14 protein-coding genes are annotated in these 12,341 nt (G+C 68.3%); 5 read left to right on the top strand and 9 right to left on the bottom strand.

What is annotated here, in order from left to right; translation table 11 throughout:
• Positions 1 to 97: 97 nt before the first annotated feature.
• The 6 genes from RF637_RS00340 to malQ form a co-directional block, all read right to left on the bottom strand.
• Complete coding sequence (locus RF637_RS00340) at positions 98 to 691, bottom strand: hypothetical protein (protein ID WP_368843861.1); 594 nt, start codon at positions 689 to 691, stop codon at positions 98 to 100.
• A gap of 179 nt (positions 692 to 870) precedes the next feature.
• The gene (locus RF637_RS00335; RefSeq protein WP_064847404.1) at positions 871 to 1,155 is read right to left on the bottom strand and encodes an HU family DNA-binding protein; all 285 of its coding nucleotides are present in this window, start codon (positions 1,153 to 1,155) and stop codon (positions 871 to 873) included.
• Positions 1,156 to 1,231: 76 nt separating this feature from the next.
• The gene (gene rpsN / locus RF637_RS00330) at positions 1,232 to 1,537 is read right to left on the bottom strand and encodes a 30S ribosomal protein S14 (protein ID WP_064847405.1); all 306 of its coding nucleotides are present in this window, start codon (positions 1,535 to 1,537) and stop codon (positions 1,232 to 1,234) included.
• A gap of 3 nt (positions 1,538 to 1,540) precedes the next feature.
• Positions 1,541 to 1,708: a 50S ribosomal protein L33 gene (gene rpmG / locus RF637_RS00325; protein ID WP_012397435.1), complete on the bottom strand. Its 168-nt coding sequence runs from the start codon at positions 1,706 to 1,708 to the stop codon at positions 1,541 to 1,543.
• A 1-nt stretch (position 1,709) separates the two neighbouring features.
• Positions 1,710 to 1,946 carry a 50S ribosomal protein L28 gene (gene rpmB, locus RF637_RS00320; protein WP_012397434.1) on the bottom strand — a complete coding sequence of 79 codons (237 nt, stop codon included), beginning with the start codon at positions 1,944 to 1,946 and terminating at the stop codon, positions 1,710 to 1,712.
• Positions 1,947 to 2,531: 585 nt separating this feature from the next.
• A complete protein-coding gene (malQ, locus tag RF637_RS00315) occupies positions 2,532 to 4,763 on the bottom strand; it encodes a 4-alpha-glucanotransferase (protein WP_368843860.1) in 2,232 nt (743 codons plus the stop codon).
• A gap of 126 nt (positions 4,764 to 4,889) precedes the next feature.
• On the opposite strand from malQ, the gene RF637_RS00310 reads away from it, so the two are divergent.
• Positions 4,890 to 5,600: an HAD family phosphatase gene (locus RF637_RS00310; RefSeq protein ID WP_167318054.1), complete on the top strand. Its 711-nt coding sequence runs from the start codon at positions 4,890 to 4,892 to the stop codon at positions 5,598 to 5,600.
• A gap of 47 nt (positions 5,601 to 5,647) precedes the next feature.
• Here the strand turns inward: RF637_RS00310 and RF637_RS00305 are convergent, their stop codons facing one another.
• Complete coding sequence (locus RF637_RS00305; RefSeq protein ID WP_167318053.1) at positions 5,648 to 6,493, bottom strand: CoA ester lyase; 846 nt, start codon at positions 6,491 to 6,493, stop codon at positions 5,648 to 5,650.
• 427 nt (positions 6,494 to 6,920) lie between these two features.
• A complete protein-coding gene (locus RF637_RS00300) occupies positions 6,921 to 8,018 on the bottom strand; it encodes a glutathione S-transferase family protein (RefSeq protein WP_368843859.1) in 1,098 nt (365 codons plus the stop codon).
• 162 nt (positions 8,019 to 8,180) lie between these two features.
• Between RF637_RS00300 and RF637_RS00295 the strand changes: the two genes are divergently transcribed.
• Positions 8,181 to 9,056, top strand: a complete 876-nt coding sequence (locus RF637_RS00295; protein WP_368843858.1) for a hypothetical protein — start codon at positions 8,181 to 8,183, stop codon at positions 9,054 to 9,056.
• A gap of 56 nt (positions 9,057 to 9,112) precedes the next feature.
• Positions 9,113 to 9,598 (top strand): MarR family winged helix-turn-helix transcriptional regulator, encoded by a 486-nt coding sequence (locus tag RF637_RS00290; protein WP_085106129.1) that lies wholly within the window; start codon positions 9,113 to 9,115, stop codon positions 9,596 to 9,598.
• A 571-nt stretch (positions 9,599 to 10,169) separates the two neighbouring features.
• Here the strand turns inward: RF637_RS00290 and catA are convergent.
• Positions 10,170 to 11,054: a catechol 1,2-dioxygenase gene (gene catA, locus RF637_RS00285; protein WP_368843857.1), complete on the bottom strand. Its 885-nt coding sequence runs from the start codon at positions 11,052 to 11,054 to the stop codon at positions 10,170 to 10,172.
• A gap of 390 nt (positions 11,055 to 11,444) precedes the next feature.
• On the opposite strand from catA, the gene RF637_RS00280 reads away from it, so the two are divergent.
• The gene (locus RF637_RS00280) at positions 11,445 to 11,687 is read left to right on the top strand and encodes a hypothetical protein (protein ID WP_368843856.1); all 243 of its coding nucleotides are present in this window, start codon (positions 11,445 to 11,447) and stop codon (positions 11,685 to 11,687) included.
• Positions 11,684 to 12,292: a Rieske 2Fe-2S domain-containing protein gene (locus RF637_RS00275; RefSeq protein WP_368843855.1), complete on the top strand. Its 609-nt coding sequence runs from the start codon at positions 11,684 to 11,686 to the stop codon at positions 12,290 to 12,292. The genes RF637_RS00280 and RF637_RS00275 overlap by 4 nt, the downstream gene beginning before the upstream one ends.
• The last annotated feature ends 49 nt before the right edge of the window (positions 12,293 to 12,341 follow it).

Raw genomic sequence — 12,341 nt, 5'->3', positions numbered from 1 at the left:
TCCTGCGCCCTGGGGCGTGGGGGCCGCGAGGTGGGCTGCCGATGGATGCGATGGATGCTCGGGGCGGCATCGGATCCAGGGGTGTCCCCGCCGATGCCTAGGCGAGGACGGGCGGTCCGCGGTATCCGCAGACGGAGGAGAGCAGGAGCTGATCGGCCAGTGCGCGCGGCGAGGTCCAGGAGGTCCGCCGCGGCACGGCCGTGGTGACCGGGCGCAGGGCCAGGACAAGGATGCGCAGCACGCGCAGGGACACGGCGTTCAGCAGGCGAAATGCCGCGGTCTCGCCGTGGCGCAGCAGAGCGTAGGTGGCCACGGCCGCCACGGCGTGGGCGGCGAGCATGCCGCACCCGTGATGCGCCGCGGGCAACACCGAGATCACCACGGCGGGACCGTCCGCCGTGGGGGCCGCGTGGTGGTGGGTGTAGTCGATCGCGTGGGCCATCCCGCCGGACTGGGCGTACAGGGTGTGCAGCAGCGCCTGACTCAGCAGGACGCTACCGGCCACGCTCCAGCGTGAGAGCACCCGTCCCGCGAGCAGCATGCACAGCGGGGCCGCCAGACACATGGACAGCGCGATGATCAGCGGGGAGGGCCAGGTCCCGTCCACCGCGGCGTGCGAACCGGCCGCAAGAGTGGTGGCCACGAAGGCGGCCACCCAGCCCCGGGCAAGTCGGCGCGCGCGAGGGGACACCGAACACCTCCGGGACTCACGGGGAAAGGATGGGATTCCATTATGCGCCACCGCGCGGGGAACCACGAACCCGGCGGCCCCGCGGAAGGGGTGGGGTGGCGCGCATGCGGAAGGGACCGTTCACGGAGTGCGTGAACGGTCCCTTCGAGCACCGGGTCCTGGGACCCGCTGGGCTTACCTCACTTGGAGGAAACAGCAGCCTTCAGCTTGGAGCCCGCAGTGAGCTTGACACCGTGTCCAGCCGGGATCTGGATGGCCTCGCCGGTCTGCGGGTTGCGACCCTGACGCGCGGCGCGGTCGGTGCGCTCCACGGAGAGCCAGCCGGGGATGGTGATCTTCTCGCCCTTGGAAACGGAGCTCTCGAAAACCTGGAACAGGGAGTCGAGAACGCCGTTGACGGCGGCCTGGGTGCTACCGGACTTCTCGGCAACCTCTGCAACGAGTTCGCTGCGGTTCATAGCCATGTGCTTGTCCTCCTGGACTGGGTTGGCATTCGCTGGGGAAGGGGCGACCGGGGGTCGGGTCCTTCCGGTGCAGAAATTACCAGCTGGACTTGTAGATACCGGGCAATTCGCCGCGGTGAGCCATGTCGCGGAAGCGCACGCGGGAGATCCCGAAGCGCTGGAAAGTGCCGCGGGGGCGACCGTCGATCTGGTCGCGGTTGCGCACGCGCACGGGGGAAGCGTCACGGGGGAGCTTCTGCAGACCCAGGCGGGCCTCCTCGCGAGCCTCGGGGGACGCGTTCTCGTCCACGAGGGTCTTCTTCAGTTCAGCGCGCTTGGCGGCATAACGCTCGACGACGACCTTGCGCTGCTCGTTCTTGGCGATCTTTGACTTCTTGGCCATGTCTCAGCGCTCCTCGCGGAAATCGACGTGCTTGCGGACCACCGGGTCGTACTTCTTCATGACGAGGCGATCGGGGTTGTTGCGGCGGTTCTTACGGGTGACGTAGGTGAACCCGGTACCGGCCGTGGACTTGAGCTTGATGATGGGACGTACGTCCTTGTCCTTGGCCATCTCAGATCTTCTCCCCACGTGCGATGAGTTCGTTGACCACGGCGTCGATGCCGCGCGCATCGATGACCTTGATGCCCTTGGCGCTCAGGTTGAGCGTGACGTTGCGACGCAACGAGGGCACCCAGTAACGCTTCTTCTGGATGTTCGGGTTCCACCGACGCTTGGTGCGGCGGTGCGAGTGCGAGATGCTGTGGCCAAAGCCCGGCTGGGCCCCGGTCACCTGGCAGTGCGCTGCCATAGTGTTCTCCTCCAATGTCCAATGTCGACGAAATGACGGCACGCATGGTCGCCGCCGAGCGGTTTCCCGCCGGCAGCCATAGCCAAGAGTGGTCCGCCACCTCAAGAAAATGCCACCGTTCGCGCGCCGGGCGTGATGGGTTTACCCCGCGGCAGTACCGGTCAGGGCACTCGCTACGACGAAGACGGTGAAGATCAAGGCGCCGGTAGATGGACTCCACCACACGACAGCCTTAGATTCTAGGCTTCTACGGACTCGCTCGCAAATCCGAAGGCGGAAACGGTGCGATTGCGCGCCCCTCGATCCTAGCCTCTGGCTCGCAACGGACCAACTCGTCCGCCCCGCCGTGACGGGCCCCACGAACGGCGCACCCAGGGGAGAATCCCTCCGGGAAGAGCCCCCGGAAAAACCGTCGAAGAACACAACGGGAAACACGCGAGGGTGGCGGTCCGTCCATGACCCGGTCCGCCACCCCGACACGTTTTCTTCGGCCCCATCCCCTCACCCAGGGGATTAGGTAAGGCAATTCTTACCTAATCCCCCGGGCGGGGCAACCCCCTGACAGGATCGTGCCGGAGTGAGTGCTCAGAACTTGCCCGTGAACGGGTCCGCCACGTCCCGGTGTTCGGGCTGTTCCGGCGCCTTGGCCTTGGGATCCCGGCGATGCGTACCCAGCGCGCCGTTGACCACGTCCACGAGCGAGTTGACCCGCTCGGACCCCGGGAGGGATTCGAGCATCACGGGCCGGCCATCCGAGTCCGCGAGCGGGATCCGCCAATTCGGGTACTCGTCGCTCGTGCCGGGCTGGTTCTGGATCCGCTTCTCCCCGACCGCGTCCACGAGGGAGACGTTGATCAACACGGACGGCGCGTCGCACAGGTAGCGGTGGATCGCCTCGATCCTGGCCTGCTCCCCCGGGTCTTCATCCCGGGGCAGATAGCCGGCATCCGCGACCGCGGTGAAGAAAGTGTCCAGCTGACGGCGTGCCTCCTCCCGTTCCTCCTCCGGCGAGCGCGCGAGCAGTCCCAGGTCCTCGCGCAGTTGCAGCTGCACGCCCTCGAGGTAGCCCGCCGTGGGCGGGAGGTCGTGGGTGTTCACGGAGGCCATGCACAGTTCGCGGTAGCGGGAGGGGTCCAGGGGGACGTCCCCGTCCATCTCGAACCACATGATGGAGGTTCCCAGCACGCCCCTGCGCTCCAGGAACTCGCGCACACTGTCCTCCACGGTGCCGAGGTCCTCACCCACGACCACCACGCCGGCGAGCTCGGCCTCGAGGGCCAGGACGCCCACCATGGCCTCGTGGTCGTAGTACACGTAGGTCCCGTCCGAGGCCTGGTTGCCATCGGGGATCCACCACAACCGGAAAAGTCCCGCCACGTGGTCGATCCGCACACCCCCGCCATGACGGAAGATGTTGCCGAGCATCTGCCGCCACGGCCGGTACCCCGCCTCGGCGAGCTTGCGGGGATCCCACGGCGGCTGACTCCAGTCCTGACCCAGCTGGTTGTACATGTCCGCGGGGGCACCCACGCTCACCCCGGGGGCCAGGACGTCCTGCAACGCCCACGCGTCCGCGCCCTGCTTGTGCACCCCCACCGCGAGATCGTGCACCACACCGATGTCCATCCCGGCCCGGTACGCGGCACGCTGCGCGGCCTCGAGCTGCTCGTCGAGCAGCCACTGCAACCACACATGGAAACTGATCCGGTGGCGCAACCGGGTACGCGCCTCCTGGGCGTACGGCGCCTCCGGGGAACTCGCCTCGTCCCGCCACAGGGGTGAGTCCTCCCCGAGCTCCTCCCGCAGGGCGCACCACAGCGCGAAGTCCTGCAGGGGTTGCCCGGCATGCGCCACGAACGCCTCGAGCTGTTGCTGGCGGTAGGGCGAACGGCGCACGGTGAACAGCAGTTCGAGACTCTTCAGCTTCGCGGCGTAGGCGGAATCGCGGTCGATCGTGCTGGGGTCCAGCACGGCCTTGCGTTGCACCGCGGCGAGTTGGGCCACGACCTCACGGTCCCCCGGACGCAGGTACGGGAACTCCGCGATGTCGCTGATCCGCAGGTACAGCGGGTTGAAGAAGCGTCGGCTCGAGGGCAGGTACGGGGAGGGCTCCACGGGAGGCGTGGGTTCCGCGGCATGCAGGGGGTTGATGAGCACGTAGTCCGCGCCCTGCACACCGCTGATGGCGGCCAGGGACGCGAGGTCCGAGAGGTCCCCCACGCCCCACGAGCGGGAGGACATCACCGAGTACAGCTGGGCCATGTAGCCCCACCGGCGGCGCCCGCGCAGCCGGTCCGTGGTGCTGAGGCGCTGCGGGGTCACCGCCACGTCGATGCTATTGCGCTGCCCCGAGCCCGTCCGGGCCTCGAGACGGTACCAGCCCAGCGGGAGGTCTCGGGGCAGTTCGTAGGGCACGCGCTCGCGGACCGTGTCATCGACCTCGCGGGTCTCGGGAGCCACGTCGGGCGCCGGGTGCAACTCGCGCACCGCGTCCGGATCGTCCTCGGGCCACAACCGCACCCGCACGGTGTCCCCCTGCGCGGTAGCCACGGGCACGATGGCCTCACACTGCTCCTCCGCGATCACCACGGGCGGCAGCAGCTCGCGCCACGGCGCCAGCTCGCGGTCGCGCAGACTGCGCCGCGCGGCGTCGTCGTCCGAGACGTCCGCGCCGAGCGCCGTGAGGACACGGCGCAGCGTCCGCTCCGGCACGGTCTCGACTCCCCCGTCGAAGCCCCGGTACTCGGTGGCCACCCCGTACTCAGTGGCCAAGCGCTGCACAGTCGTTTCCCCTGAAGTTCCTGCGTTCTCCGCCATGCCCCCACTCTAGCCACCGGGGACGGGTCCCCTCGGTCGACGACGACGCCGCTGCCCACCGGGATCACGCCCGGAGCGCCGCGCGGACACGCCGGACACGTCGGGGGCACGTGGTTGACTGGGGGCATGGATACCACCCTGCCCGGCCCGGGCCCGCACTGGCGCCCGCGCGCCGTCGTCTTCGACTGCGACGGCGTGCTCATGGACACCGAGAGCGCGTGGGCGCGTGTGCAGGCCCAGGTCGCCGAATCGTTCGGCGTGACGCTCGACGAGCGCGCGGGCACGTCCCTCATGGGGCTGTCCGCCGCGGACGTGGCCCGGGACATCTCGCGGCGCGCGGCAGCCGTGGCCGAGCAGCGGGACGAGCCCGCTCCCGGGTTCGACGCCGTGTACGAGCGGCTCGTGCGCACCGAGGAGGACGTGGTCGGTGAGGTCCTGGAACCGTTACCGGGCGCGATCGAGACCGTGCGGGCGTGCGCCCAGCGGGTCCCGGTAGCCGTGGCGAGCAACTCCACCCGCGGGATCCTGGATCGGAAGATGCACGCGATCGGCCTCGCGGACGTCGTCGTGACGTGGGTCAGCGCGCAGGACGTACCCCGCGGCAAACCCGCCCCGGACATCTACGAGGAGGCCGCGCGGCGCCTGGGAGTGGAGCCCGCGGACGCGCTTGCTGTCGAGGACTCCCCCGCGGGCACCGCAGCCGCGGTCGCCGCGGGACTGTGGGTGCTGGGAGTGCCCCACGGCCACGACGAACCCATCACGTCCCACTTCCGGGCGGAGTCGTTGGCCGACCCCGCGGTCGGGGACATGCTGCGGGTGTGGGGACTGCCGCTGTAGGTGCGGGGAGTCCGCAGCTGGGCCCGCTGGACGGACCCCGCGGCGGATCAGCTGTTCCAGAGGCCGTAGGTCTCCGCGAGTTCCGAGACCTTCTTGGCGCGCGCGAGGCGCGGGAGGTAGGAACCGTCCGCACCGGCGTGACCGGACTCGGCCTGCTCGATCATCTCACGGGCCCAGCGGATCTCCTGATCGCTCGGGGCCAACGCGTGATTGATGCCGTCCGTCTGGTCCGGGTTCAGGCACAGCTTGCCCGTCATGCCCATGGACTGCGTGACCTTGCACGCGGCCTCGAGCTCCGCCCCGGACACCCCGTTGGTGGGGCCGTCGATGGGACCGGGCAGCTCACCCACGCGCGACGCCGTGACCAGGGTCGAGCGCGCGAACGCCAGGGCCATGGGGTCCCCCGAGGCACCGGTGTCACGGCGGAAGTCGCCCACACCGAACGCGAGCCGGAACACGCCCGGGGCGCGCGCAATGTCGTACGCGTTCATGAGGCCCACGGCGGACTCGATCAGTGCGACCACAGGGATTCCCGCGTGGCTCATCATGGCGGTCTTGGTGATGTGGTCCGGGTGCTCGGTCTTGGCGAGCACGATGCCCCGCAGGTTGTCGACCTCATTCAGCGCGGCCAGGTCCTTCTCCCAGTGCGGGGTGGTGATGTCGTTGATCCGCACCCATGCGCTCACGCCCTGGTGCATGGCCTCCATCATGTCCTCACGGGCGCGATCCTTGTCCTCCTCCGGCACCGCGTCCTCGATGTCCAGGATCACGGAGTCCGCTTCCGAGGCCAGCGCGGGCGCGAACAGCGACGTGTCCGCCGCCGACGTCAGCAACCACGAGCGGGAGAGTCGCGCGGGAAGTGCAGCGGCGCGTTGGTTACGGTACGGGGCCATGGGTCTCCTGGGGAAGTGGGTGGGATCGGTCTGGGTGCGTTCGGGGCGGCTCGTCGCGCCCCGCGGGACGACGGCGTCAGGGCGCGATTCGTAACCGTGGGATCGGGGTGTCGTCCGGGACCGCGGCGAGCGCCCATCGGGTGCGGTACGGCGGCGGTGCCGCGCGGGTGAAGTCACCCGACACGCGACATCAACCCTAGTACGAGGGGCCATCGAGCGCCGTCGGGCCGGGGCACAAAAGCCCCCGCCGGGGGTTTGTGGGGATCCCACGAGGATGCGTGAACCACCCCGGCGTCGCGCGATGAGAAGCGACCTCCGTACGGCATGGCGTACCCCCGGTGAGGGCGCTCAACACCACACGGGCGCACGCGGCACCGCGCGGCCCCCGGACGGGTCCTGCGCATCGTCCGGGGGCCGCGTGAGGTGATCAGGAGGCGAGCGGGGTGTGGTCCGGGTCCACTCGCTCGTCGTCCCGCACGGGACCCGATGCCGTGGCACCGGGGGCGAACGGCGAGCCGCCCAGCGACTCGCGACCGTGGGGGCTCGTCCAGTTCTCCAGGGACGGGCCGAGCGGCACGATGCCGGACGGGTTGATGTCCCGGTGCACGACGAAGTAGTGCTCCTTGATCTGCTGGAAGTCCACGGTGTCACCGAAGCCCGGGGTCTGGAACAGATCGCGCGCGTAACCCCACAGGTTGGGCATCTCCGTGAGCTTGTTCCGGGACGCCTTGAAGTGGCTCACGTACACCGGGTCGAAACGTGCGAGGGTGGTGAACAAGCGCACGTCCGCCTCGGTGATGTGATCGCCCATGAGGTAGCGCTGGCCGGAGAGCCGTTCCTCGACCCAGTCCATGGCCGTCCACAACCGCTCGTACGCAGACTCGTAGGCCTCCTGCGAGCCCGCGAAACCGCAGCGGTACACACCGTTGTTGATCTCGGTGTAGATGCGGTGCATCACCTCGCGCATCTCGGGCACGAGCTCCTCGGGCCACAGATCGGGGGCGCCCTCCCGGTGGAACTGCTTCCACTCGGTACTGAAGTCCTCGGTGATCTGCGGGAAGTTATTGGTCACCACTTGGCCCGTGGGGATGTCCACGATGGCCGGCACCGTAATCCCCCGGGGGTAGTCCGGGAAGCGCTTGAAGTAGTTCTCCTGCAGCCGCTCGGTGCCCAGCACGGGGTCGCGCCCATCCGGGTCCAGGTCGAAACGCCACGAACGGGAATCGTGAGTGGGTCCGGGCAGGCCCACCGAGATGGCGTCCTCCAGGCCCAGCAGGCGGCGCACGATCAGCGTGCGGTTGGCCCACGGGCACGCCCGCGCGGCCACCAACCGGTACCGACCGGCCTCCACGGGCCACGCCCGGGCGCCTTCGGCCAGTTCCGCGTGCTCCGGGTCCGCCACGATGCGGTCCTCGATGTAGGTGGTGTCGCGGTTGTACTCCTCGCCCTTGTGGACGTAGGCCCCGGCGGTGGAGTAGCGCCCGTCCTCGGCCTGTTCGATGTTCTGGGTCGTGGAATCCAACATGCTGTACCTTCCGTGAATATATTTTGATGATACGTCACCAATCCTCGAGTGGGGTAGCCCCGGGGTGCCCTGGACCGCGCGGAGGACTCGCGCGGAGGGCTACAGTGGCCCTGTCGAAACACCCCGCGTGAGCCCGTTGTCCCCTCACCCGAGAACTTGCCCATGACTTCTGCCCCACACCCACGGGACGAGCACGACCCGTCCGATTCCCCCTCCCAGGACGCACCGTCACGCGGCGGCGCGCGGTCACCCGTGCCCGCTCCCCGCGAACGCCCGACCTACGGCATCCGCACCACGGGTCCCGGGGATGCGCAGGGTCCCGGGGGCCCGCAGGGTTCCGCTGACCGGGACACCCAGTCTGCTTCGGGCGGAACGACGGCGCCCGGCTCGGCCGCCTCCCCCGGCTCCCCGACCGCGGCGCCGTCCACTGGGTCCCCGTCCGCCGCGACCCCGCGCCTGGCTGCGTCCCCGTCAGCGGAGGCCCGCGCGGCGTCGTCGCGTGCGGCGCGGCGCATGGGCCGCGGGCTGTCCTTCACCGTGGTCCTGCTGGGGCTGCTCGTCGGCCTCGGTCTGATCGCGCAGGGCGCGTGGCTCGGCTGGGTCATCGGGGCGGTCCTCACGGTGGCCGGGGTCGCGGGGTACGCGCTCGTGCAGACCCGGGCGCTGCCGATCTTCCGGGATCCCACGCAACCCGTGCGCCGTGCGTGGTCCAAGCTGTGGCTGATCCCTGCGGCCCTGCTGCTCCTGGGCCTCGGCTGCATCGCCACGGCCTTCGTAGTCCCCTCGTGGCTCGGGTCCTCCGTGCCCGCGGACCTGCTGGACGACTACATCCTGGCGTTCATCGTGGGTGGGATGACCATGATCGTGGGTGCCGGGCTCGGTTTCGGCCTCGTGGCCACGTCCCGGCTCACCCGGCCCGACGACGACGATTCGCCCCTTCGTCCCACGGACTACGCCGAGCGACTGCGTGACCGGGACCGGCGGGACGAAGGCAACTATTACGATTCGGACTGGATCAGACACGACCCCCGGGACTGACACCCCCGCCCACCCGCCAGCCCCCGCCCCGCGCGGCGCACCACGAGGAAACACCCATGGACAGCACGACCGGCACCCGGCACACGCCGTGGCTCAGCGACACCGAGGACCGGGTGTGGCGCAGCTTCCTGACCCTGTCCCGCAGCATGGAGCGCGCGGTGGACCGGCAGCTGCAACGTGACAGCAAACTGTCCGGATCCGAGTACGAGGTCCTCGTCCCGCTGTCCGAGAGCGACTCGGGGGAACTGCCTTCGCGTGATTTGCTCCGGGAACTGGGCTGGGAACGCTCGCGGTTATCCCACATGCTCTCCCGTATGGAACGGCGGGACATGATCTGCCGCTCCCCCAGCCCCACCGATGCCCGCGGGCTCGTGGTGGGGATCACCGAGCACGGGCGCGAGGTCATCGCGCGCGCGGCCCCCGCCCACCTGGAGATGGTGCGTGCCGCGTTCATGGACCGGCTCAGCGAGGAGGAACAGACGGCCCTGGTGAGCATCGCGGACAAGGTGTTGCCGCGCTTGCGGTCCATGGATCTCGCCTGACGGGCCTTCGAGCCGTGGTCCTCGCGGTGGACCCCGGGGCTTGCCGCAGCCGACGGGCCCCGCGGGTTTCCAGAAAAAACCCGTTAACAGGGGACGGGTCCTGCCACTTGGGGGATCGGCAGGACCCGTCGGACATCCCGAATCTGGGGGAGATCGGGACGCCGGCCAGCCGGGGGATCATCCGGGCGCGTATTTGGGGGGATGCGCCCGGGCCACTTCGGCCGACAACCCGATTTTATGCAGCAACTACATTGATACGCAAGTAAAGCTACTGATGATCCCCGGAATCGACGAGGACCCCCGGAAATCCGGGGGTCCTCTGCATCACAAGTAGACTTATTTCGTTATATTCATATGCTTTGTATTGTCCCCCGGTCAGGTGTGATCATCCCCGCCTGTTTCCCTCCGAGGTTCGGCACCCTTGACCGGTGCAACTGGCCGCTGCCGGTGACCCACCTCCAGCTGGCATCGCTGACCGATGCCACCGGTGGGCACGCCAACGAAAGCACCCCACCGCCGTGCGCGAACACGGGGTCGGGGTGCGCCGTCGTAACGGGACCGAGCGAAAGACTCAGCGGCTCTCGCCTTCCTTGGCGAGCACGTAGTCGTACTGAACCTCGTTGCCGGAGCCGTCCGCGCGCTCCTGAACGTCCAGCATGAGCTCGGGCTTCACAGCCGAGGCGATGTCGTCCTCGTTGTGCGGGTCACCCGGGAAGTAGAGCTGCTGGGTGACCAGCTGGTAGCCGGGAGCAGAGACCTTGATGTGGATGTGCGCGGGGCGCCACGCGTGCCAACCGGCGGCGGCGATCAGCTGACCGCACGCACCGTCCGTGGGGATCTGGTACGGAGCGGGCTGCATGGTGTGGATCTCGAAGTGCCCGTTCTCGTCCGCCTTGACGGTGCCGCGGAAGAGCCACTCGGGCATGTCCGGCGCGTACTGGGAGTAGAACCCGGCGGCGTCGGCGTGCCAGATCTCCACCTGGGCGTCCTTGATGGGGTTGCCGTCGGTGTCGGTGAAGTCACCGTGGAACAGTAGCGGTGTGCCCTCCTCATCCTCGCGCATCTCGAGCGTGGCAGGGGTCTGCAGTTCGGGGGCGTTCGACACGTAGTAGGGGCCCTCGATGGTGCCCACGGTGCCCGGGCGCTCCTTGGAGTTGACGTCCTCCACGGTGTGCTCGAGCCACACGTCCAGGAACAGCGGCCACTCACCATCCATGCCCACCTTGATGAGCCAGGCCTTCAGGGCGTTGTACTCCTCATAGGTGACCTCGTGCTCTTCCACGATGTCGTTGGCAGCCTTGATGAGCGCACCCGCGAGCAGCGAGACGCGCTCCTTGGGGACGTCGAGCTTGGACTTCTTGCCGGAAGCGGCGAAACGCTCGGTGGCCTTGGTACCGGCTTCGGCGGCGGTGCCCTGGCTCTCCTTGAGGTGTGCGGCGAAAGGGTTGTCAGTCATGGTGACCTCCACGGTTCTCATAGCAGATGGGGACGCCCGGGGGTGATAGCAGCTGCCCCTCGCTCCGCACTCCGGACCTGTCGATCGGATCCCTGGCCGGATGGCGAACGTGAGGCACGAAACTGCAATCCGTGACGTCCGTCTCAGATTAGTGCGGCGAATCTATATTCAACAAATATTCAATCGAGTGTCACTTATTCTATAACGCGAAAAAATGACCCCAGGTTCAGCCTAAAGTTCCCTCTGATGTGAGTGGGATCACCCTCCACCAGCATGAGGGATACGCACCTGCTGGTTCACCTGCGGGATCGCACCCCTCAGGCCCCTCGGTCCCGCACCCGCACCACCTCGTCGGCTGACGTCGGCGCCCAATGTTCAAGGAGTTACGCCATGACCGAGACCCTGAGCCGTTTGCACGAAGTCCTCGACGGCGCCGTCGAGGACGACCGCGCGGAGGGGATCATCCGCGCCAAGCGCGAGATCTTCACCGACGCCGAGATCTTCGAGCTCGAGATGAAGCACATCTTCGAGGGCAACTGGGTGTACCTGGCCCACGACTCGCAGATCCCCAACGTGGGCGACTACTCCGCCACGTACATCGGCCGTCAGCCCATCGTGATCTCCGGGACATGAACGGTGAACTGCACGCCCTGATCAACGCGTGCGCCCACCGCGGTGCCATGCTGTGCCGCCGCAAGACCGACAACCGCACCACGTTCACCTGCCCGTTGCACGGCTGGACGTTCCGCAACTCCGGTGAGCTGCTCAAGGTCAAGGACTCCCGCGGCGCCGGCTACCCGGAGAACTGCAACAAGGACGGCTCCCACGACCTCACCACGGTAGCCCGTTTCGAGAACTACAAGGGCTTCCTGTTCGGATCGCTGAACCCGGATGTCCTACCCCTCGAGGAGCACCTGGGTGACGCCACCAAAATGATCGACTTCATCGTGGAGCAGTCCCCGGAGGGCCTCGAGGTGCTGCGTGGCGCGTCCACCTACACCTACGACGGCAACTGGAAGGTGCAGATGGAGAACGACGCGGACGGTTACCACGTGACCGCCACGCACTGGAACTACGCCGCCACCACCTCCCGCCGTGCCGCGGGTGACTCGACCAACAGCACCAAGGCCATGGACGCCGGCAAGTGGGGCAAGGCCAAGGGCGGGTTCTGCTCGTTCGAGCACGGCCACCTGCTGCTGTGGCAGGAATGGGGCAACCCCCAGGACCGTCCCCTGTGAGACCGCCGCGAGGAGCTCGTGGAGAAGTACGGCGAGGAGATGGCTAACT

It is taken from the genome of Kocuria sp. CPCC 204721, assembly GCF_040980945.1.
Lineage (GTDB): Bacteria > Actinomycetota > Actinomycetes > Actinomycetales > Micrococcaceae > Kocuria > Kocuria marina.
This window is presented reverse-complemented; position numbering and strand designations above follow the sequence as displayed.